The organism is Glycomyces artemisiae (genome assembly GCF_003002955.1).
In the GTDB taxonomy this organism is placed as follows: domain Bacteria; phylum Actinomycetota; class Actinomycetes; order Mycobacteriales; family Micromonosporaceae; genus Glycomyces; species Glycomyces artemisiae.
Genome location: NZ_PVTJ01000016.1, coordinates 35,108 through 55,317, shown reverse-complemented (window position 1 = coordinate 55,317; position 20,210 = coordinate 35,108). Strand labels below are relative to the sequence as shown.

Sequence of the window (20,210 nt, the reverse complement as noted above, 5' to 3'; positions counted from 1 at the left end):
TCGCGCCCAAGGGTTTCAGGGACGTTTCAGGGCTTGACGGCGATGCCGGCCATCTGGGTCCGCTCGTACGGCTCCATGTCCGCGACCTCGGGGACGGCGCGCCCGGGGTCCTCCGGAAACCACCGCGGCACGAACTCCAGGCCCGGCGCGACCAGCGGCATCCCGAGGAAGTGCCGCTCGATCCGCTCGACCGGGCGGCACCAGCCGTTCCCGAGGGTCTCCAGGCACGCGCGCGACAGTGCGTGCTGCGCCGGGTCCCCCGTGTCGGGCCAGGACGTGATGAACAGGTGCGAACCCGACGCGAGCGGCTCCATCAGCGCCGCGATGATGTCGTCGGGCCGCTCGTCCTCGGCGATCTGCATGATCATGCCGATGAGCATGAGCCCCACGGGCCGGCCGAAGTCGATCGCCTCGCGCACTTCCGGATTGGTGAGGATGCCCGCCGGGTCGCGGAGGTCCGCGGTGACCACGGTCGTGGTCCGGTCGTCGGCGAGCAGCGCCCGGCCGTGCGAGAGGACCATCGGGTCGTTGTCCACGTAGACCACGCGCGTCTCGGGGTTGATCTCCTGCGCCGCCTCGTGGGTGTTCTGCTTCGTGGGCAGGCCGCAGCCGATGTCGAGGATCTGGTCGATCCCGGCCGAGCGCACCATGTACTGCACGCCGCGGATGAGCGCGGCCCGGTTGAGCAGGGCGCACTCGCGGGCCTGGGGGATGTGCTGCATGAAGACGTCGGCGGCCTCGCGGTCGGCCTTGAAGTTGTCCCTGCCGCCCAGGATCGCGTCGTAGACCCTGGCGGTCGAGGGCACGTCCGGGTCGATCCCTGGGGGAGGCCATTCGGGGGCTGCTTCGTTCACGGCAATCCAATCGGCGATGAATGGGCAGTTCACAGGGGGATCCGGGGCGTCACGGCGGGCTGGGCGCGATGCATCCGGTGAGGCCGGTCGACACCCGGCCCCGGACGGTCCCGCCGCCGGTGCGGGACGTGGCTCAAGCCTACGCCATCGCACCGCCGGTCCCGTGGGACGCTCCCCAAGGGGTCGTTGACGATCCGGTCGCCCCGAACCCGGCGCGCGCCGTCAGGCCGGGAGCCGCCGCGGATGCCGCCCGACCGGCCGCGGCACCCGCGCCGCGCCCTCCGCGAGCCGCCGCCGCACCGCCGTCGCGAGCGGGTCCCCGAGCGCCGCGAGCACCGGCTCCGCGGTGCGCCACTCCTCCCGCGCCCCCGCGAAGTCGCCCAGGTCGAACCGCAGGTTCCCCAGCCGGTACCGGAACCGGCCCTCGCTGAGCTGGTCGCCGATCTCGCCCGCGAGCGCCAGCGCGCTCCCGTACGCGTCCGCGGCCCGCCGGTGGTCGCCCATCTCCAGGCACGTCTCGGCGATCACCTGGAACGACCGCATCTGCGCCCACCGGTTCCCGATCACCTCCGAGCGGTCGAGCGCGGCCCGGAACATCTTGAGCGCCATCTCGAACCGGCCCTCGCCCGCGTAGGCCCGCCCGATCGCGCACAGGCTCGACCCCTCGCCCCACGGCGTCCCGGCCCGCTCGGCGTTGTCGTACGCGCGCCGCGCGTGCTCCAGGGCCTCGTCGACGCGCCCGCGCCGCACGCACGCGTGGCTGAGCCCGCACAGCGCCTGCACGAGCCCGGCCGCGTCCCGCACTCCCTCGTAGTGCGCGACCGCGTCCTCCAGCAGCGCAACGGCTTCGTCGGGCCGCCGCAGCTCCGTGTACGCCTCCGCGAGGTTCACCGCGAGCGCCGCAGCCACGCCCGCGTCGCCCGTCCGCTTCGCCGAGGCGAGCGCCGTCTCGCCCGACGACGCATAGGACTGCCAGTGCCGCATGAGGACGCAGTGCCCGCCCGCCGCATAGGCGAGGCGCCACGCGTAGTCGTGCTCGCCCGCGTCGGCCGCGAACCGCACGAGCGCGTTGATGTTGTGCCGCTCCCGCTCGTACCAGTGGAGCGCGTCCCGCGCGGTCGTCACCGACGCGTCCGGGAGCGCCGGGACGTCGAGGCCGAACCAGTCGGGCATGAGCAGCCGCGTCGCGGCCGCCGCGGTCCCGGTGTACCACGCGAGGAGGCGCCGCGCGGCGTCGTCGGGCTCGTCCTCGGCGATCCACCTCGTGGCCGCGTACAGCCGCAGCAGGTCGTGCATCTGGTACCGGCCCGGCCCGGGGGATTCGACCAGGTTGGCGTCCACGAGGGTCTCCAGGCGGTCCTCGGCGTCGGCCTCCGGAATGCCGGCGAGTCGCGCGGCCACGAGCGGCCCGAAGTCCAAGCCGGGGAACAGCGCTCCCAAGCGCCGGAACACGAGCCTCTCGCCCGCTTCAAGAGCCCTGTAGGACATGGAGAACGCCTCCATGAGCTGGAGGTCCCCGGCTTCGAGCTCCGAGAGGCGCCGCCGCTCGTCGCGGAACCGCTCCGTCAGCGTCCCCACCTTCCACTGAGGACGCGACGCGAGCCGGGCCCCCGCGATCCGCAGCGCCAGCGGCAGGTTCCCGCACTGCTCGGCGAGCTCCGCGGCGGCCACCGGCTCGGCCGCGACCCGCACGGCCCCGGCGGTGCGCGCGAGCAGCTCCAGCGACTCCGCGGGGCTGAACGGCTCCAGCCGGAGCGTCTGCGCCCCTTCGAGACCGACGAGGCTGCCGCGGCTCGTGGCGATGACGACGCACCCGGGCGTGCCCGGCAGGAGCGGCCGCAGGTCCGCTTCGCCGCGGGCGTTGTCGAACACGAGCAGGCACCGGCGGTGCCGCAGCAGCGACCGGTAGGCGCTGGCGAGCTCGTCGAAGTCGGCGGGCACGCGCTCGTCGGGGTGCCCGAGGGTCCGCACGCACTGGCGCAGCACCGTCTCGGGGGCGAGGCGCCGCTCGTCGAAGCCGCGCATGTTGATGAACAGCTGCCCGTCGGGGAACTCGGGCGCGAGCCGCTGCGCGAGGTGGACGGCGAACGTGGTCTTGCCGAGCCCGGGGCCGCCGGTGATGCCGATGACGATGGGGGAGCGGCGGTCCGGCTCGTCGAGCGCGTCGAGGACGGTGTCCAGGAGCATCGCGGTCTCGGCTTCGCGCCCGGCGAAGTCGGGGAGGTCGGCGGGGAGCTGGTACGGCAGCGGGGCGGCCCGCGGGCCGCTGCGGGCGGGCGCGCCCGTGACGTCGCGCTGGAGCCGGTGCCACCGCCGCGTCCACGCCTCGGGGTCGGCGCCGCACGCGGACGCGTACGCCTGCACGACTTCCAGCGACGGCATCTCGCGGCCCGACGCGGCCCGCGCGAGGGTCGACGCGGAGTAGTGCGCACGGGCGGCCATGGCCCGGTAGGTACTGCCCGGTGCGGCGGCGCGGAGTTCGCGCAGCCGCTGTGCGAACTGCTCCAGGGGACCCCGCCCGGGGTCGATCGGTTGCTCAGGTCTTCCCATGGCCTCGCTCTTCGCCTCGGAACCGTGCCGGTCGGGTCTTCCGGGTGAACAAGTCTCATCGTATCGAGGCCAGGCAATGTTCGCGGTGCGAACACGCGGCGGCCGTCCCCCGCACGGGTTGCTTTGTCGCGCAACAACCGCGGAAGTAGTCAACAACCGTGACGCTCCGTAGCGTTCTTGCCGGAACCCGTTTCGAACACCAGGACGCATTCGCGGCGCGATGCGTCGGACAGGAGCCAGCAGATGGACACCTCTCCCACCGACCACCGCATCCGGAACGTGGTCGTCCTCGGCGGCGGCACCGCCGGGTGGATGACCGCCTCCTATGTCGCCAAGGCGTTCCAGGGCACGGTGAACGTGACCGTCCTGGAGGCGCCCGCGGTGCCGCGGATCGGCGTCGGCGAGGCCACGGTCCCCAACCTGCACAAGGCGTTCTTCTCCTTCCTCGGCATCGAGGAGGACGAGTGGATGCGGGAGTGCAACGCCAGCTACAAGATGGCCGTCAAGTTCGTCAACTGGCGCACCGAGGGCGAGGGCGAGGCCGCCTCGCGCACCCACAAGGGCAAGCCCGACCACTTCTACCACACGTTCGGCATCCTCCCGAACCACGAGCGGCTCCCCTTGTCGCACTACTGGTTCGCCGACAAGCAGGCCGGGTGCACCGAGGACCAGTTCGACTACGCGTGCTACCGCGAGCCGGCCGCGATGGACGCGAAGCTCGCGCCGCGCGACCGCGAGGGGAACCGCTGGACCAACTACGCGTGGCACTTCGACGCGCAGCTCGTCGCGGACTTCCTGTGCCGCTTCTCCGTCAAGACCCTCGGCGTCACCCACATCCAGGACCGCTTCACCGAGGCCGTGCGCGACGAGCGCGGCTTCGTCACCGCCCTGAAGACCGAGACCGGCCGCACCATCGAAGGCGACCTGTTCGTCGACTGCTCGGGCTTCCGCGGCCTGCTCATCAACCAGACCCTCCGCGAGCCGTTCCTCGACATGAGCGACTACCTCCTGTGCGACAGCGCGGTCGCCGCGGCCGTCCCCCACGACGACGAGGCGAACGGCATCGAGCCGTACACCTCCGCGATCGCCATGAAGTCGGGCTGGACCTGGAAGATCCCCATGCTCGGTCGCTTCGGCTCCGGCTACGTGTTCTCCAGCCGCTTCACCGACCGCGACACCGCCTCCGCGGACTTCTGCCGCCTGTGGGGCCTCGACCCCGACTCCACGGCCCTGAACCAGATCTCGTTCCGCGTGGGCCGCAACCGGCGCACCTGGGTCAAGAACGTCGTCGCCGTCGGCCTTGCCTCCTGCTTCCTCGAACCCCTCGAATCCACCGGCATCTACTTCATCTACGCGGCGATCTTCCAGCTCGTGAAGCACTTCCCCGACAAGCGGTTCGACCCCGTCCTCGCCAAGCGCTTCAACGCCGAGATCGAGACGATGTTCGACGACTCCCGCGACTTCATCCAGGCGCACTTCAAGTTCGCGCCCCGCAACGACACTCCCTTCTGGAGGGAGAACAAGCACCTGGTCCTCGACGCCGGGATGCAGGAGAAGGTCGACATGTACCGGGCCGGGATGCCCGTGAACATGCCCGTCGCCGACGAGTCCACCTACTACGGGAACTTCGAGGCCGAGTTCCGCAACTACTGGACCAACGGCAGCTTCTACTGCATCTTCTCCGGGCTCGACCTCGTCCCCGACCACGTCTACCCCGCGCAGGCGCTGCGCCCCGGCGACGCCGCCGGCGCGCGCGAGGTCTTCGCGGGGATCGCCGACGAGCGCGACCGGCTCCTCGGCACCCTCCCCACCGCTTACGAGTCCCTGCGCGAGCTGCACGGGAAGTAGCACGCCGCCGGGCCCGGCGGCCCCCACCGCCGGGCCCGACTCCTGAAGGGCGACAACGCATGCACCGCAACGGCACCACCCTCGACGACCCCCGCTTCGACGGGCCCCGCACGGCCGGGCTCGACCCGCTCGGCGCCGACGCGCCCCTGCGCGCCGTCCCCGAGATGAACGCCGCCGCCGACGTCCCGGCCCTCACCGCGGCCCTGCGGCGGCTCACCCCCAGCCTCCCCGAGGTCGCCGCGTTCGACTTCTGCGAATGCCTCGCCGCCATGCGCGACCTGGGGCTCCTCCTCGGCTCCGTCAAGCGCCACGGCGTCCAGCCCGTGCCGCTCGTCCCCGGCCTGGAGGCCGTCCTGGTCGAACTCGGCCGGCGCACCGACATGATCCCGCGCGACACCGTCCACCACTACACCGAGTGGAACCCCCTCGGCGAGCGCCAGCGCATGTACACCGGCGACCCCCAGGAGACCGTCCTCATGGGAGGGCCGCGCGCCTCCATCCCCGAGCTCGGCCGGGCCCTGGAGCGCTGCGACGACCTCGCCGACACCGACCTCGCCGACCCCGCGTTCGTGCCGCTCCTCGACGACCTCTCCGACGCCCTGGGCGCCTTCGAGACCGCGATCGCCGACGTCGTCGCCCGCGTCTCCCCGGAGTTCTTCGCGCAGCGGATGCGCCCCTACTACGAGGAGGTCGCCGTCGCCGGGCACGACTGGCTCGGCCCTGCCGCCGCGCACGTCCCGCTCTACCTCGCCGACCTCGCCCTGTGGGCCTCCGACGACAACGACCCCGCCTACGAGGCGTTCCTCGAAGAGTCGGCCGAGCACACCCTCCCGGCCTGGCGGGCCCTGGTCGGCCAGTGGCGCGACCGGCCCTCGATCGTGCGGCGCCTGCGCGAGGCCGCCGCCCCCGACCCCGAGCCGTGGGCCCGGCACCTCGCCGCCCTCCACCGGGTCATGCGCCGCCTCGTGGTCTTCCGCGGCCGCCACCTCGGCATCGCCCGCAAGGCGTACAAGGAGGAGGTGCGCCTCTACGAGCTGGGCTCCGGCGGCGGCTCCATCGGCCTCCTCCAGTCCATCCTGGACTTGACGCGCGACAACGCGGCCATCGCCAAGTCCCTCGTCCCCGCCGGGAGGGCCGCATGAGGATCGCCATCGCCGGAGGCGGCATCGGCGGGCTCACCGCCGCGCTCGCGCTCCACGCCGCCGGGCACCGCGACGTGCGCGTCTTCGAAGCCGCGGCCGAGCTGCGGCCGCTCGGCGTCGGGCTGAACATCCTGCCCAGCGCCGTGCGCGAACTCCACGCGCTCGGCCTCGCCCCGGCCGTCGAGGGCCACGCCGTGACCACCGCCGAACTCGCGTTCTACACGCGCCGCGGCGATCTCGTGTGGTCCGAGCCGCGCGGGCGCTTCGCCGGGCACCGGTTCCCGCAGTACTCGCTGCACCGCGGCCTCCTCCAGCAGGACCTCGCCGACGCCGTCGCCGCCCGGCTCGGCCACGGCACCGTCGAGACCGGCCGCCCCGTCACCGGCTACACCGTCCACGACGACAGTGCTTCCGGAACGACTGTGACCGTCCACACGGGATCGGGGGACGTCGAGGCGGACCTCCTCATCGGCGCCGACGGCCTCCACTCGGCCGTACGCGCCGCCATGCACCCCGACGACGGCGAGCCGGACACGAACGGGATGTGGATGTGGCGCGGGACCTCGCGCGCCGCGCCGTTCCTCACGGGCGCTTCGATGGCCGTGCTCGGCGACGACCGCGCCAAGTTCGTCGTCTACCCGATCCGCCCGGCCGACGAGTCAGGGCTCGCCCTCATCAACTGGGTCACCGGCCGCCCCGCCGACGGGCCCTCGGCCGCGCAGGGCCTCGCCGACCGCAAGAAGGAGGTCCTCGCCCAGTTCGGCGACTGGAAGGTCCCGTGGACCGACGTCCCCGGGCTCGTCGCCGCCGCCTCGCAGATCCACGAGTACCCGATGCTCGACCGCGCGCCCCTGCCGACCTGGAACGACGGGCCCGTGACGCTCATCGGCGACGCCGCCCACCCGATGTACCCCGTCGGCTCCAACGGCGCTACCCAGGCGATCATCGACGGCCGCGCCGTCGCGTGGCACCTTCACGATGCACCTGACGTGCCGACCGCGTTGCGCCGCTATGAGTCCGAGCGGCTCCCCGCGACCCGCGGCGTCCAGGAGGCGAACCGCCGCATGGGCCCCGAGCGGGTCATCGACCTCGCCTGGCAGCGCGCCCCCGAGGGGTTCGACCGCATCGAGGACGTGTTCACCGCCGAAGAGCTGCAACGCATCTCCGACGACTACGCGTCCACCGCCGGGTTCACCGTGGAAGCGCTCGACGCCGACTCGCCGTACGGCACCGGGGAGCCGCGATGAGCGCCGCGCCTGCCGCCCCGCACGCCTGCGACGGCACCTGCGCCGCCACCGGGGACCTGCGGACCCTCATGGCCGCGTTCCCCACCGGCGTCGCGGTCGTCGCCGCCGCCGACCCCGCGGGCGAGCCGATCGGCATGACCTGCTCGTCGCTGTGCTCGGTCGCACTGGAGCCGCCCACGCTCCTGGTGTGCCTGCGCGAGCACGGGCCCACCGCCGCGGCCGTCCTCGCCTCCGGCAGTTTCACCGTCAACCTCCTCGACGACCGCGCCCGGCCCGTCGCCGAGCTGTTCGCCTCCGGCGCCGAGGACCGCTTCGCGCACGTCAGGTGGCGCCCCGGCCCCTGCGGGCCCCACCTCACCGCCGACGCCCACACCACGGCCGACTGCCGCGTCGACCGCGCCTTCACCGTCGGCGACCACGTCGTCGTCCTCGGCGCGGTCGACCGCGTGACCGCCCGCCGCGAGCCGCGCCCCCTCCTGTACGGCCTGCGGCGCTTCAAGACCTGGGAAGGAGCGGGGTCCCCTGGGGACTCCGAGGGCCCCCTTGGTGCCCGAATGCACGCAACAACCGACAACACGGAGAACTGATGAACATCGCCACCATCGTCCTTGCCCTGCTGCTGGCGGTCGCCTTCGCGGCGTCGGGGGTCGTCAAGATCCTCACGCTGCCCCCGGCCAAGGCCGACGCCGACCGCTTCGGCATCTCGCACAACGCCTACAAGGGGATCGGCGTCCTCGAATTCCTCGGCGGCGCCGGCCTCGCGATCGGCGCGCTCGTGGCCGACTTCTGGTGGGTCGGCGTCGCCGCCGCGGCCGGGATCGTCGCGCTCACGATCGGCGCGCTCCTGACGCACCTGCGCGTCAAGGATCCGGCGGGCAAGGCCGCCGGGGCCCCGCTGTTCGGCGTCCTGACCGCCGTCGCGGGCGTCCTCATCTACCTGAACGCGTAGACCTTCCAGGGGCCCGGCCCGGCCGGGCCCCGCCGACCCCGTTCCCTCCGCACCGAATCGAGAGCCGCATGGAGTACCGCCGCGAACCGATCGCCGTCGTCGGCATGGGCTGCCGCTTCCCCGGCGCCGACGGCACCGACGCCCTCTGGGAGCTGCTGCTCGCCGGGGGCGACGCCACCGGGCCCACCCCGAAGGACCGCTACGACGCCGAGGCCATGTACTCGCCCGAGCCCGCCCTGGGCAAGGTGATCGCGAAGCGATCGGGATACCTGGAGCGCGCCTTCGACTTCGACGCGCCGTTCTTCGGCATGACGCCCGCGCAGGCGACCTATCTGGACCCGCAGCAGCGGCTCCTCCTCACCGCCGCCTACGAGGCGTTCGCCGACGCCGGGCTCACCCGCGAGGCGGTCGCCGGGACCCGCACCGGCGTGTACGTCGGCAACATGAACCTCGACTTCTGGGACGTCATCGCCCGCCGCGGCCCCGAAGCGATCACGCCCTCCGTGATCTACAACCTCCGGTCCGTCCTCTCAGGACGCCTCGCGTACGAGTTCGACCTGCGCGGCCCCAGCATCACCGTCGACACCGCCTGCTCCTCCTCGCTCACCGCCCTCCACCTCGCGTGCCTCTCCTTGCGCGCCGGGGAGACCGAGGCCGCGCTCGTCGCGGGCGTCAACCTCAAGCTCAACGCCGAAGAGGACCTCCTGCTCTCCCAGGCGCGCATGTTCGCCCGCGACGGCCGCTGCAAGTTCGGCGACGCCCGCGCCGACGGCTTCGCGCCCTCCGACGGCGCCGCCGCCGTCGTCCTCAAGCCCCTCGCCAAGGCCCTCGCCGACGGCGACCCCGTCCACGCGCTCGTCCTCGGCGGGAACCTCGGCAACGACGGCCGCGCCTCCGGGTCGCTCCTCGCGCCCTCGATCGACGCCCACGCCGAGATGCTGCGCCTCGCCCACGAGGACGCCGGGATCGACGCGGCCGACGTCGACTTCATCGAGGCCCACGGCACCGGCACGCCCCTCATCGACCCCATCGAGTTCGCCGCGATCGGCGACGTCCTCGGCAAGGACCGCCCCGCCGACCGGCCCGTCCTCGTCGGCTCCGTCAAGACCAACATCGGCCACACCGAAGGCGCCGCCGGAGTCGCCGCCGTCATCAAGACCGCGCTGTCGCTCAAGCACCGCCGCCTCCCCGCGAGCCTCCACTACGAGACCCCGAACCCCAAGATCGACTGGGCCGCACTGCCCGTCGCCGTCCCCACCGCCACAGTGGACCTCGACGGCCGGGGCCGCCCGCTCCTCGCGGGCGTCAGCGGCCAGGGGATCTCCGCCGCGAACGCGCACCTCATCCTCGGCGAGGCCCCGCGCCGCGAGGCCGCCCCCGACGACGGCCGCGCCTACCCGTTCGTGCTCTCCGCGGCCACCGGCCCGGCCCTCCTCGACCGCGCCCGCGACTGCGCCGCATGGATCTCCGGCACCACACACGCCCTCCGCGACGTCTGCTACAGCGCCGCCGTGCGCACCACCCACCACGCGCACCGCGCCGCCGTCCACGCCGAGACCCGCGCCGGGCTCGCCGCCGCGCTCCTCGCCATCGCCGACGGCGACGCCCCCGCGCCCGAAGGCGTCGGGGCCGCGTTCTGCGACGGCGAGGACGTCGACTGGACCGCCGTCTTCGACGACACCGCCACTTTTGTGCGCCTCCCGCACTACCCGTGGCAGTACGCGACCTTCCCGATCCCGGAGGAGGACCGATGACCGCCGTCCTCATCGGACTCGGGAGCGCGCTTCCCGAACGGGAGGTGGGCAACGACGAGCTCGCCGCGCGCCTCGGCGTCACCCCCGACTGGATCGAGCGGCGCACCGGCATCCGCGCCCGCCGCTTCGCCGACGCGACCACCCCCACCTCGGCCCTCGCCGCCGAAGCGGCCCGCGCCGCGCTCGCCGACGCCGACACCAAACCATCCGAAGTGGACGCGTTCCTGGTTGCGACCTACACGCCCGACCACCAGATCCCCGCCACCGCGCCGCTCGCCGCCGCCCGGCTCGGCCTCGCCTGCCCGGCCTTCGACGTCAACGCCGCCTGCTCCGGGTTCGTCTACGCGCTCGCCACCGCCGCCGGGCTCATCGCCACCGGCGCCCGCCGCGTCCTCGTCGCCGGGGCCGAGACCGCCTCCACGCTCACCGACCCCGGCGACCGCACCGTCCATCCGCTCTTCGGCGACGGCGCCGGAGCCGTGCTCCTGCGCGCCGGGGAGCCCGACGAGGACGGGGCGCTCCTCGCCCTCGACCTCGGCGCGGACGGCACCGGCGCCGCGAGCCTCATCGCCCCCGGCTCCGCATCCCGGGCCCGCCTGGCCACGGGAACCGAACGCCCCCAACCGGACCCGTCCACGTACTACATGGCGATGGACGGCCGCGAGGTCTTCCTCCAAGCCGTCGCCCACATGACCGCCTCCTCCCGCGCCGCCCTCGACCGCGCCGGCCTCAAACCCGCCGAAGTGGACCGCATCTGCGGCCACCAGGCCAACATCCGCATCCTCCGCGCCGTCGCCGACGAGCTCGGCGCCGACCACGACCGGCTCCTCGTCGACCTCGACCGCACCGGCAACACCGGGGCCGCGTCGATCCCGCTCGCCCTCGACCGGGCCCGCCGCGAAGGCCGCCTCGAAGGCGGCCACACCGTCCTCCTGACCGCCTTCGGCGGCGGGTTCACCTGGGGCTCGGCGCTGCTGCGCTGGCCCGGAACCGCACAACACCCAAGGAGCGCAACATGACCACCGCCGCACGCGTCGCCGCCGTCGTCGCCAAGTGGTGCCAGGCCGACGCCGCCGACCTCACCGCCGACACCCGCCTGGAGGACCTCGACCTCGACTCGCTCAGCCGCCTGGAGGCCGCGCTCGGGCTCCAGCGGGAGTTCGGCGTCTCGATCGACGACACCCGCATGAACGACGCCGAGACCATCGCCGACGTCGTCGACATCGTCGAGACCAGCCCCGCCAAGGCCGCAGACGGGAGCTGAGCGTTGAGCACCACCGCCGTCCTGCTCCTGGCGCTCCTCCTCGTCGTCCTCGCCTGCCGGGCCGCGCACGCGGTCTGCAAGCGGATCGGGCAGCCGCCGGTGATCGGGGAGATCCTCGTCGGGATCATCCTGGGCCCCAGCCTGTTCGGGGCGCTCGCGCCCGGCGCGCACGCGTCCCTGTTCGGGCCGGGGCTCCTGGCCGTGATCGACGGGGTCAGCCAGATCGGCCTGGTGCTCTTCATGTTCACCGTCGGACTCGAATTCCCGATCGGGCGGCTGCGCAGCACCGCCCGCGTCGGCCTCGCGGTCTCGGGCGCGGGGATGGTCGTCCCGCTCGCGCTCGGCTTCGCATTCGCGCTCTGGTTCGGGCCGCGCCTCGGGCTGTTCCCCGGCGGCGTCGACCCCCGGATCGGGGCGCTGTTCATCGGCCTGCTGCTGTCGATCACCGCGTTCCCGGTGATGGCCCGCATGATCGCCGACCACGGCCACGTGACCACCCGCTTCGGCTCGGTGTCGCTCACCGCGGGCGCCCTCGACGACGCCGCCGCGTGGATCCTCCTCGCCGCGGTCCTCGCCGCGTTCGGCACTGGCGGCGACGCGGCCGCGCTCATCGCGCTCGGCGGCCTCGCCGCCCTCGCCGCGGTCCTCCTCGCGGTCCGACGCTGGGCCCGGCACTGGTTCGACACCCGCGACCCGGGCCGCGACGCCGTCCTCGTCGCCGCCGCGCTCGCGCTGCTCGCCGCGGCCTGGTTCACCGAGCTCATCGGCGTCCACGCCGTGTTCGGCGCGTTCGCGCTCGGCGCGGCCGTCCCGCGCGGGGCCGCCGCCGAGGCGCTCTCGGAGCGGATCAGGCCGCTGACCACGGTCCTGTTCCTGCCGCTGTTCTTCGTCCACTCGGGCATGAACACCGATCTGGGGCTCATCACAGGTCCGGGCCTCCTCGCCGGGGCCGCCGCGCTCGTGGCGCTCGCGTTCGCCGGGAAGCTCGGGGCGTGCACGACCGCGGCCCGCCTGGCGGGGGAGTCGTGGGCCGACGCGGCCCGGATCGGCTGCTACATGAACGCGCGCGGGCTCATGCAGCTCGTCGCCCTCGACATCGGCCTGCGCGCGGGGCTCGTCGACCAGGCCGCGTACGCGATGATCGTCGTCGTCGCGGTCGCCACCACCTGCTTCACCGCGCCGGGCCTCACGGTCATCGACCGGCTCGCCCGCCGCCGGATTCCGGAACGGGAGACCGTCGGAGCCCCGGCGTAGGGTGGGCGAGCACACCGGCACCGGCCGTGGCCTCGCAGTATGCTTGCAGGATGGAGGATTACGCGGGCGAGCCGGCCGAGATAGGCTCTGCGCTGGTGCGCACGTCCTTCCTCGTCGACGCCGTCTACGCCGACGCGGCCCGCCAGTTCGACCTCACCACCGCGCAGTCCCAGCTGCTGTGCATCATCCTCCCGCGGCCTTTCGGCATGTTCGAGCTCGCGAAGGCCCTCGGCCTCGCCAAGTCGAGCATCACCGGGCTCGTCGACCGCTGCGAGCGGCGCGACCTGGTGCGCCGCGAGGCCGTCCCCGGCGACGGCCGCGCCTCCCTCGTCACGCTGACCCCGAAGGGCGCCCAGCTCGCCGAGGAGCTGCACGAGGTGATCCTGAAGCGCACCGCCGAACTGACGGCCGGACTCGACGACACCGAACGCGACACCCTCCTGGGCCTGCTCGCGCGGGTCGTCACCGGCAACCGGGCCCCGTCGGCCGCCGACGAGGGCGCGTGCCCGTCCGCCGAGTGCTGACACGGCGAAGCCCCCGCCGCCCGGTGGCGGCGGAGGCGATGCCGTAGGTCAGGACGCGCCGAACATGTCGGCGAAGCGGCCGTTCATCAGGTCGCGGCCCTTCCACTGCGCGACCTGCTCGGTCGGCATGAGGACCGGCCCGTCCTCCGAGGGGACCTGGCCCACGCCGTACTCGGGACCGAGCGGCAGCAGGATCACCCGGATCGGGTTCGGCCGGTACTCCTCGACCGGCTCCTCCCCGTTGACCTGCGCGATGATGTTGGCGGCCACCACCTCCGCGTGCTTCGAGGCGGCCCCGGCCCGCTTCTCCTCGGCCACGTCGGTGAGGTCGCCGACGGCGTACACGTTCACGTGCCCGTCCACATTGAGCTTCGCGGTGACGGCGATCTGGCCGCGCCCGTTGAGCGGCGCGAGGCCTTCGCCGAGGTACCCGGAGTTGGTGCTCGCCCCGTAGGCGCGGAACCAGATGTCGGCCTCGACGGTCTCGCCGCCGATGCTCGCGCGCACGTCCCCGGCCCGGCCGGGCGCGACGTCCGGCTCGGCGTCGAAGGCCGCGCCCAGGCGCACCTCGACCTTGAGCTCCGCGAGCTGGCGCACCAGCTCGGCGCGGAACTCCTCGGCGTACCCGGGGACCAGCTCGGCGGCGGGGTCGACGATCGTGATCCGCTTGTCGGGCCACACGTCCCGGATCTCCCCGGCCAGCTCCAGGCCCACGGGCCCGGCCCCGGCGATGAGCACCCGCTCGGCGCCGGCCAGCTCGGCGTGGGTCTCCTTGAAGTGGGCCAGCGCCTCCGCGGTCGAGTCGGTGCGGGTCTTCGCGGGGTACGGGTAGGCCGAGCCGGTCGCGAGGACGATGTAGTCGGCCTCGACGCGCCCGCCCGAGGCGAGCGTGACGCCCCCGGCGTCGACGGCGGCGGCGTACTCGCGAATGTGACTGCCGCGCTTGAGGACCCCGCTGTAGGGGAAGAAGATCTGCTCGGCCCACTCCTCGGGGCGGGTGAGGGCGCGGAGCGCGCCCGCGGCGTGGACGAAGGCGTCCTTGGGTTCGATGAGCACCACGTCGGCGTGCTCGTCGAGGGCCTTCGCGACGGCCGCGCCGCCGTACCCGCCGCCGACGACCGCCACGGTCCTGCCTTGCTGCGTCATGATCGTGCCTCTTCCGAAAAAGTAGTTCGTACTACGAACCATAATAGTTCGTAGTACGAACTACAAGCGGCCGCGGCGTGACCCCGGACACCGCCCGAGATCCCTGCCGCACAAGGTGACACGACGCCAGAACTCCGATACCGTCTGTGCATGAGCGCGACCACCGATGCCTCGACCGACCTGCCCGGCGACCCGCTCCGGCAGCTCACCCTCGACCAGCTGCGCCAGCGCACCAGCGAGAAATGGCGCCACTACGACCCCGACGTGCTGCCCCTGTGGGTGGCCGAACTCGACGTCCACCTGGCCGAACCCATCGCCAAGGCCGTCACCGACACGATCGCCGCGGGCGACACCGGCTACCCCTCCGGCACCGGCTACGCCGACGCCGTCGCGGCCTTCGCCGCCGAGCGCTGGGACTGGGACCTCGACCCCGGCCTGATCCGGACGGTGCCCGACATCATGCTCGGCGTGGTCGAGATGCTCAAGGCCGTCACCGGGCCCGGCGACGCGATCGTCGTCAACAGCCCCGTGTACCCGCCGTTCCACACCTTCCCGGTCTTCAACGACCGCAAGGTGATCGAAGCGCCGCTCGGCGCCGACCACCGCATCGACTTCGCCGCCCTCGCCGCGGCCTTCGAGGTCGCGCTCGGGCGCGGCGGACGCGCCGCGTACCTGCTGTGCCACCCGCACAACCCCACCGGGACCGTCCACACCAGAGCCGAACTGGAACGCGTCGCGCGCCTCGCCGCCGACTACGGCGTGCGCGTCGTGGCCGACGAGGCCCACGCGCCGCTCGTCGCCCCAGGCACCCGCTTCACCCCGTACCTGACCGTCGCGGGCGGCGAGACCGGCCTCGCGCTGACCTCGGCCGCCAAGGGCTGGAACCTCCCCGGGCTGCGCGGCGCCGTCGCCATCGCCGGGACCGCCGCCGAAGCGGACCTCGCGCGGATGCCCGAGCAGATGTCGAGCAGCATCAGCCACCTCGGCTCGATCGCCCACGCCGCCGCGTTCCGCGAGGGCGGGCCGTGGCTCGACGCGCTCCTGCTCGGCCTCGAAGCGAACCGGCGCCTGCTCGCCGGCCTCCTCGCCGAGCACCTCCCCGCCGTCAGGTACCGGCCGCAGCCGGGCACGTACCTCGCGTGGCTCGACTGCCGGGCCCTGGGCCTTGGCGACGACCCGGCCGCGGTGTTCCTGGAGCGCGGCCGCGTCGCGCTCAACTCGGGGCTGCCGTTCGGGACCGGCGGCAAGGGCCACGTGCGCTTCAATTACGGGACCTCACCGGAGATCGTCACCGAGGCGGTCGAGCGGATGGCGTCCGCGGTCCAAAACTGACAACGCAGACAAGCTTCACATTACTGCCGGGTAACGGTAGTCTCCTGGCTACAGGCCATTGACGGCCATCCATGTTTCGGCCATGCCTCTGAACCGGAGACTGCCATGTCCTCACCCCGGAGACGTTGGGCCGCAGCGATCCTCGCTGCGGCGCTGACCACCCTCACCATGTCCGCCGCGGCCGTTCCCGCCCAAGCGCAGGAACGCCCCGACATCGTCCCCCTCCCCGCGAACCTCGAAGCGATCCGCGCCGCCGAGGCCGAAACCCTGTACGGCGACTCCGACATCCGCCCGCTCGAAGACCGCCAGACCTCCCTGGTCTCCATGGGCGACAGCGAGATCTCCGGCGAAGGCGTCGGCAACTACGACCCGGACACGCACCGCGAAGGCAACTGGTGCGACCGCTCCTACGACCAGGCGCTCTTCCGCACCGGCATCGAGAGCGACGTCCAGTACAACGTCTCCTGCTCCGGCGGCGCCTCACCGCACCTCGTCGAAGGCTCCGGCGAACACCAGTGGGACGAACTCAACCAAGGCGACAACCTCGCCATCAAGGCCCGCAACACCCACGTCAAGCTCGTGTGGATCGTCGTGGGCGCCAACGACGAAGGCGGCATCGAATTCGGCCCCACCGCCACCGAGTGCGTCACCAACCGCATCCTGTTCCTCGGCCCCTGCTGGCCCGACCACACCGAGGACTGGGAGGCCCGCGTCGAGGTCACCCAGGACGGCGTGGAGACCGCCATCGACGCGGTGCGCCAGACCATGACCGACGCGGGCTACCTCGGCACCGACTACGACCTGGTCGTCATGTCCTACCCGAGCCCCGGCGGCCCCGACGTCGAGGACAACCCCGACTTCCCCGGCTGGTACTCCGGCGGCTGCCTGCTCTACCTCGCCGACGCGGCGTTCGCGCGCAACAAGGCCGTGCCGCTCTTCGAGGACGGCGTGCGCGACGCGGCGCTCGCGAAGGGCGCCCGATATCTGAACGCGCAGCGGCTCTTCGACGGCCACGGCGTGTGCGAGGCGCAGCCCTGGGCGCGCGGCGTGTACGTCGAGGTCGGGGTCCTGCCCTCCGAGAACGCGTTCCGGCAGTCGCTGCACCCGAACTTCCTGGGGCACGGCGCGTTCGCGGAGTGCATCACCGAGTTCTACGAGCATCCCGACTGGGACACCTCGACGTGCGTCGACCCGGGGAGCACGAACAACGCCGTGCTCTACGAGGGCCTCTTCGAGTTCCAGGACCTGAAGCACACCGCGACGGGCCTGTGCGTCGACGCGGAGGGCTACGACTCGCGCAACGGCACCGACCTGGTCTCCTGGACCTGCCACGGCGGGCGCAACCAGGGGTTCTGGTACGACGACGAGGCGCGGTCGCTGCACGTGGAGCTGTCGCACGACCGGTGCGTCGACGTGGAGGGCGGCCGCATGCAGGCGGGCACCCCGCTCGTGCTGTGGGACTGCCACGGCGGCCTCAACCAGGAGTTCGTGTTCGGCTCGGGCGGCATCCACCCTGCGGGCCACTCGAACCTGTGCATCGGCTTCGACGGCACCGCGGCCGGATCGTCGCTGGTCCTGACCTCGTGCGGGACGAGCGCGAGCGCGATCGCCCCTGCCGCAAGGAACTACGAGGACCCGGTCGGCTACGGCTACGACGACTGGATCGGATCGAGCGTCTACTAGGGATACTGTTGGGCGGCCCCGGTGACGGGGCCGCTCAGCGCCGCCACCGCAGCAGCAGGTCCGGCAGGCCTTCCTCGTTCCCTGAGCCATCGTCGGCGCCGACCTCTGCGAAGCCGTGCCGAGCATAGAACGCACGCGCCCCTGTGTTCGCCGCGAACACCCGCAGGTCAAGGCTCCGCCGCCGCCGCTTCGCCCGCTCCAGCAGCGCCTCCCCGATCCCGCGGCCCTGCGAGCCCGGCTCGATGTACAAGTGCGCGAGCAGGTCCCCGTCGAGCGCGGCGAACCCGACCGGCACGCCGCGGTGCTCGGCCACCAGCACCTCCGACTGCGGCACCATGACCTCCCTGACCCACCAGTCGGTCTGCTCGCGCGTGTACAGCGCCAGCAGGTACGGCATCCCGCTCCTCGCGGCCCAGAAGATCCGCGCCACCGCGTCGATGTCCCCGGACCAGCCGCGCCGCACCAGTGGGAACGTGTCGAGTTCGATGGTCTCTGCGATGCGCCGCAGCTTGAAGCCCGACCTGAAGGCCGGGTACTGATCGCGCAGTTCCCGCTCGGCCTCGGCGAGCTCGGCACGCACCCGCGCGAGCAGCAGGCGGCCTTCCCGGTCCAGACCTGCCCCGAGATAGGCGGTCACCACCCGCTCAAGGCCGTCGCGGACCGCCGCGAACCGCTCATGCGGCTCATCACCGATCCGGCGCCACTCGTACGCGACGGCGAACCGGGTCGCCTCGTGCGCATCCGGTCCGGGCCAGCGCCGCCCGCGCCGGTACCGGACCTCGTCCGGCTCGGGCTGCCGTCGACCCGCTCGCTTCGCCTCCATTCGCCTGGCCGCGAACGCCTCCTGCTCGACCATCCGTGCGTTCCGGCTGGCCTCCAAGCGGTCCAGGGCCCGCACGAGGGTCTCGGCGTCGAGCTTCCTCCTGCCATCCGCTCCGGTGAGGAACGCCCACGACGCATGGAACCCCATCTGCCGGTAGTCCTCCAGCGCGCACCGCAGCGCCGTGTACCGCTGCCCCATGGGCAGCTCGGGATTGCGTACGCGCCGCGCGCGGGTCTGGAAGGTCACCGGGGGACTGTACTACCCCAGGCCCGGGAAGTCCTCGGGGTTTGCGGCCATGAACTCGGCGAACGTGCGGGGCCGCCGCCCGGTGAGCCGCTCGACCTCGCCGGTGACCTCCTGGAAGCCCCCGCTGCCCATCGAACCGTAGAGCGACGCCAGTTCGGCGGCCTGCTGCGGCGCGAGCCCGAACCCCAGCAGCCGCGCGGCGACGGCCTCCTCCGAATGCGGGTGGAACCCGACCGGGCGGCCCCAGCCGCGGCTGAGCTGCGCCGCGATCCACTCGTAGGAGATCGCCTCGGGCCCGGTGATCTGCAGCGTCCCACCGGGTTCAGGCCTGTCGGTGAGCAGGGCTGCGGCGCACGCGGCGATGTCGTGGCAGTCGATGAACGCCATCCGCCCCGGACCGTCGGGACCGATCAGCGCGCCCTGCTCGTCCCACAGGACCGTTGCGGGACTGAGGAAGTTCTGCATGAACCCGCCGGGCCGGAGCATCGTCCACTCCAGACCCGACGCCTTCAGGTGCGCCTCCGCTTCTCCGTGCCCGCCCTCCGACATCCGGCCGCCGATGCGCGCGTTGAGCACCGACAGCTTGACGACGTACCGCACGCCCGCGCCCTTCGCGGCGTCGATCGCGTTCCGCTCCCAGCGGACCATCGGCTGCTCGCCGTCCTCCGTCTCCGGCTGCGCGCCGGGGGAGGCCAGGAACATTCGGTCGACGCCGTCCATCGCCGCCGCGAGCGACGCGGGGTCGTCGAAGTCGCCGACCGCGTACTCCACGCCGAGGTCCTCGCCCTTGGCGGCGTCCCGCACGAGCGCCCTGACCGGCGCTCCCTGTGCTTTCAGTTGCGCGACAAGGTGCCTGCCGGTGGAACCCGTCGCTCCGGTCACGAGGATCATTGCCGTCTCCAATACAAGTGGAAGAAGATCGTCCGTTTATCGAAGCTAGCATAAGCGGAAGAAAATCGTCCAGTACTATCGACGGGTGACCGCGAACCCAGCACCGCCCCTGCGCGCCGACGCCCGCCGCAACCGCGAACGCCTCCTCGCGGGCGCCGCGACCCTCATCAGCGCGCGCGGCGCCGACGTGCCGATGGAGGAGATCGCCCAGCACGCGGGCGTCGGCGTCGGGACCCTCTACCGTCGTTTCCCCGACCGGCACAGCCTGATCCGCGAACTGGCGGCCGACATGTTCCGCCGCGGCATCGCCATCGCCGAGGCCGACCCGGGCGGCCTCACGGGGTGGGACGCGCTCGTGCGGCTCGTGCGCTTCTGCGGCGAGCCCGAACTCGGCGCGCTCGCTTCCGCCTTGCGGCCCTGGCTCGCCGAGCACCGCGACGCCGACGCCGAGCTGCGCGACTTGACGATGACCTGGCTCGACCGCTTCGAGCGGACCGTGCGCCGCGCGCAGGACGAGGGCGCGATGCGCGCCGACATCGACGGCGCCGACCTGCTCAATTTCATCAGCCTGGTGTCCTGCCGCATGCCGGAGCTGAGCGCGGAGGCGAGCCGCGACGCGACGGCCCGCTACCTGGAGATCGTGCTCGACGGCCTCCGCGTCTGACGCGGATCGTCAGGCGCGGAGGCGAACTCACCGTCCCGG

At 72.9% G+C, this 20,210-nt stretch carries 18 protein-coding genes; 13 read left to right on the top strand and 5 right to left on the bottom strand.

Annotated elements, in window-relative coordinates:
- Nucleotides 1-26: 26 nt before the first annotated feature.
- Together B0I28_RS26285 and B0I28_RS26280 are read right to left on the bottom strand one after the other, a co-directional pair.
- On the bottom strand, nucleotides 27-854 hold the full coding sequence (locus B0I28_RS26285; RefSeq protein ID WP_181245984.1) for an SAM-dependent methyltransferase: 828 nt from the start codon (nucleotides 852-854) through the stop codon (nucleotides 27-29).
- A 222-nt stretch (nucleotides 855-1,076) separates the two neighbouring features.
- Entirely contained in the window at nucleotides 1,077-3,404 is a 2,328-nt protein-coding gene (locus tag B0I28_RS26280) for an ATP-binding protein (RefSeq protein ID WP_181245983.1), read from the bottom strand.
- Nucleotides 3,405-3,647: 243 nt separating this feature from the next.
- On the opposite strand from B0I28_RS26280, the gene B0I28_RS26275 reads away from it, so the two are divergent.
- The 10 genes from B0I28_RS26275 (at nucleotide 3,648) to B0I28_RS26230 (ending at nucleotide 13,386) form a co-directional block, all read left to right on the top strand.
- On the top strand, nucleotides 3,648-5,252 hold the full coding sequence (locus B0I28_RS26275; RefSeq protein WP_106366839.1) for a tryptophan halogenase family protein: 1,605 nt from the start codon (nucleotides 3,648-3,650) through the stop codon (nucleotides 5,250-5,252).
- Nucleotides 5,253-5,311: 59 nt separating this feature from the next.
- Nucleotides 5,312-6,394, top strand: a complete 1,083-nt coding sequence (locus B0I28_RS26270; RefSeq protein ID WP_219927004.1) for a monodechloroaminopyrrolnitrin synthase PrnB family protein — start codon at nucleotides 5,312-5,314, stop codon at nucleotides 6,392-6,394.
- The gene (locus tag B0I28_RS26265) at nucleotides 6,391-7,641 is read left to right on the top strand and encodes an FAD-dependent monooxygenase (RefSeq protein ID WP_106366838.1); all 1,251 of its coding nucleotides are present in this window, start codon (nucleotides 6,391-6,393) and stop codon (nucleotides 7,639-7,641) included. Before B0I28_RS26270 ends, B0I28_RS26265 begins: the two co-directional genes overlap by 4 nt.
- Entirely contained in the window at nucleotides 7,638-8,228 is a 591-nt protein-coding gene (locus tag B0I28_RS26260; protein WP_106366837.1) for a flavin reductase family protein, read from the top strand. The genes B0I28_RS26265 and B0I28_RS26260 overlap by 4 nt, the downstream gene beginning before the upstream one ends.
- The gene (locus B0I28_RS26255) at nucleotides 8,228-8,590 is read left to right on the top strand and encodes a DoxX family protein (protein WP_106366836.1); all 363 of its coding nucleotides are present in this window, start codon (nucleotides 8,228-8,230) and stop codon (nucleotides 8,588-8,590) included. The genes B0I28_RS26260 and B0I28_RS26255 overlap by 1 nt, the downstream gene beginning before the upstream one ends.
- 68 nt (nucleotides 8,591-8,658) lie before the next feature.
- The gene (locus tag B0I28_RS26250; RefSeq protein ID WP_106366835.1) at nucleotides 8,659-10,344 is read left to right on the top strand and encodes a beta-ketoacyl synthase N-terminal-like domain-containing protein; all 1,686 of its coding nucleotides are present in this window, start codon (nucleotides 8,659-8,661) and stop codon (nucleotides 10,342-10,344) included.
- Nucleotides 10,341-11,363 (top strand): beta-ketoacyl-ACP synthase III, encoded by a 1,023-nt coding sequence (locus tag B0I28_RS26245; RefSeq protein ID WP_106366834.1) that lies wholly within the window; start codon nucleotides 10,341-10,343, stop codon nucleotides 11,361-11,363. The genes B0I28_RS26250 and B0I28_RS26245 overlap by 4 nt, the downstream gene beginning before the upstream one ends.
- Nucleotides 11,360-11,608, top strand: coding sequence for an acyl carrier protein (locus B0I28_RS26240; protein WP_106366833.1), 249 nt, complete (start codon nucleotides 11,360-11,362; stop codon nucleotides 11,606-11,608). Before B0I28_RS26245 ends, B0I28_RS26240 begins: the two co-directional genes overlap by 4 nt.
- 3 nt (nucleotides 11,609-11,611) lie before the next feature.
- Complete coding sequence (locus B0I28_RS26235) at nucleotides 11,612-12,862, top strand: cation:proton antiporter (RefSeq protein WP_106366832.1); 1,251 nt, start codon at nucleotides 11,612-11,614, stop codon at nucleotides 12,860-12,862.
- 50 nt (nucleotides 12,863-12,912) lie between these two features.
- On the top strand, nucleotides 12,913-13,386 hold the full coding sequence (locus tag B0I28_RS26230) for a MarR family winged helix-turn-helix transcriptional regulator (protein WP_106366831.1): 474 nt from the start codon (nucleotides 12,913-12,915) through the stop codon (nucleotides 13,384-13,386).
- Nucleotides 13,387-13,434: 48 nt separating this feature from the next.
- Here B0I28_RS26230 and B0I28_RS26225 read toward each other — a convergent pair whose 3' ends face one another.
- On the bottom strand, nucleotides 13,435-14,532 hold the full coding sequence (locus B0I28_RS26225; RefSeq protein ID WP_106366830.1) for an NAD(P)/FAD-dependent oxidoreductase: 1,098 nt from the start codon (nucleotides 14,530-14,532) through the stop codon (nucleotides 13,435-13,437).
- A gap of 150 nt (nucleotides 14,533-14,682) precedes the next feature.
- Here B0I28_RS26225 and B0I28_RS26220 point away from each other — a divergent pair, with 150 nt between their 5' ends.
- Nucleotides 14,683-15,864, top strand: coding sequence for a MalY/PatB family protein (locus B0I28_RS26220; RefSeq protein ID WP_106366829.1), 1,182 nt, complete (start codon nucleotides 14,683-14,685; stop codon nucleotides 15,862-15,864).
- Between the two features lie 105 nt (nucleotides 15,865-15,969).
- The gene (locus tag B0I28_RS26215; RefSeq protein ID WP_106366828.1) at nucleotides 15,970-17,547 is read left to right on the top strand and encodes a ricin-type beta-trefoil lectin domain protein; all 1,578 of its coding nucleotides are present in this window, start codon (nucleotides 15,970-15,972) and stop codon (nucleotides 17,545-17,547) included.
- A gap of 34 nt (nucleotides 17,548-17,581) precedes the next feature.
- Here B0I28_RS26215 and B0I28_RS27730 read toward each other — a convergent pair whose 3' ends face one another.
- On the bottom strand, nucleotides 17,582-18,616 hold the full coding sequence (locus B0I28_RS27730) for a GNAT family N-acetyltransferase (RefSeq protein ID WP_219927003.1): 1,035 nt from the start codon (nucleotides 18,614-18,616) through the stop codon (nucleotides 17,582-17,584).
- 12 nt (nucleotides 18,617-18,628) lie between these two features.
- The gene (locus tag B0I28_RS26205; RefSeq protein WP_106366827.1) at nucleotides 18,629-19,507 is read right to left on the bottom strand and encodes an SDR family oxidoreductase; all 879 of its coding nucleotides are present in this window, start codon (nucleotides 19,505-19,507) and stop codon (nucleotides 18,629-18,631) included.
- A gap of 85 nt (nucleotides 19,508-19,592) precedes the next feature.
- Here B0I28_RS26205 and B0I28_RS26200 point away from each other — a divergent pair, with 85 nt between their 5' ends.
- Nucleotides 19,593-20,171 carry a TetR/AcrR family transcriptional regulator gene (locus B0I28_RS26200; protein WP_106366826.1) on the top strand — a complete coding sequence of 193 codons (579 nt, stop codon included), beginning with the start codon at nucleotides 19,593-19,595 and terminating at the stop codon, nucleotides 20,169-20,171.
- Nucleotides 20,172-20,210: the final 39 nt, after the last annotated feature.

Coding starts and splice junctions, on each gene's coding strand:
- B0I28_RS26245 (WP_106366834.1), top strand. CDS start 10,341: ATGACCGCCGTCCTCATCGGACTCGGGAGCGCGCTTCCCGAACGGGAG.
- B0I28_RS26265 (WP_106366838.1), top strand. CDS start 6,391: ATGAGGATCGCCATCGCCGGAGGCGGCATCGGCGGGCTCACCGCCGCG.
- B0I28_RS26280 (WP_181245983.1), bottom strand. CDS start 3,404: ATGGGAAGACCTGAGCAACCGATCGACCCCGGGCGGGGTCCCCTGGAG.
- B0I28_RS26240 (WP_106366833.1), top strand. CDS start 11,360: ATGACCACCGCCGCACGCGTCGCCGCCGTCGTCGCCAAGTGGTGCCAG.
- B0I28_RS26255 (WP_106366836.1), top strand. CDS start 8,228: ATGAACATCGCCACCATCGTCCTTGCCCTGCTGCTGGCGGTCGCCTTC.
- B0I28_RS26215 (WP_106366828.1), top strand. CDS start 15,970: ATGTCCTCACCCCGGAGACGTTGGGCCGCAGCGATCCTCGCTGCGGCG.
- B0I28_RS26275 (WP_106366839.1), top strand. CDS start 3,648: ATGGACACCTCTCCCACCGACCACCGCATCCGGAACGTGGTCGTCCTC.
- B0I28_RS26250 (WP_106366835.1), top strand. CDS start 8,659: ATGGAGTACCGCCGCGAACCGATCGCCGTCGTCGGCATGGGCTGCCGC.
- B0I28_RS26260 (WP_106366837.1), top strand. CDS start 7,638: ATGAGCGCCGCGCCTGCCGCCCCGCACGCCTGCGACGGCACCTGCGCC.
- B0I28_RS26225 (WP_106366830.1), bottom strand. CDS start 14,532: ATGACGCAGCAAGGCAGGACCGTGGCGGTCGTCGGCGGCGGGTACGGC.
- B0I28_RS26230 (WP_106366831.1), top strand. CDS start 12,913: ATGGAGGATTACGCGGGCGAGCCGGCCGAGATAGGCTCTGCGCTGGTG.
- B0I28_RS26205 (WP_106366827.1), bottom strand. CDS start 19,507: ATGATCCTCGTGACCGGAGCGACGGGTTCCACCGGCAGGCACCTTGTC.
- B0I28_RS26270 (WP_219927004.1), top strand. CDS start 5,312: ATGCACCGCAACGGCACCACCCTCGACGACCCCCGCTTCGACGGGCCC.
- B0I28_RS26220 (WP_106366829.1), top strand. CDS start 14,683: ATGAGCGCGACCACCGATGCCTCGACCGACCTGCCCGGCGACCCGCTC.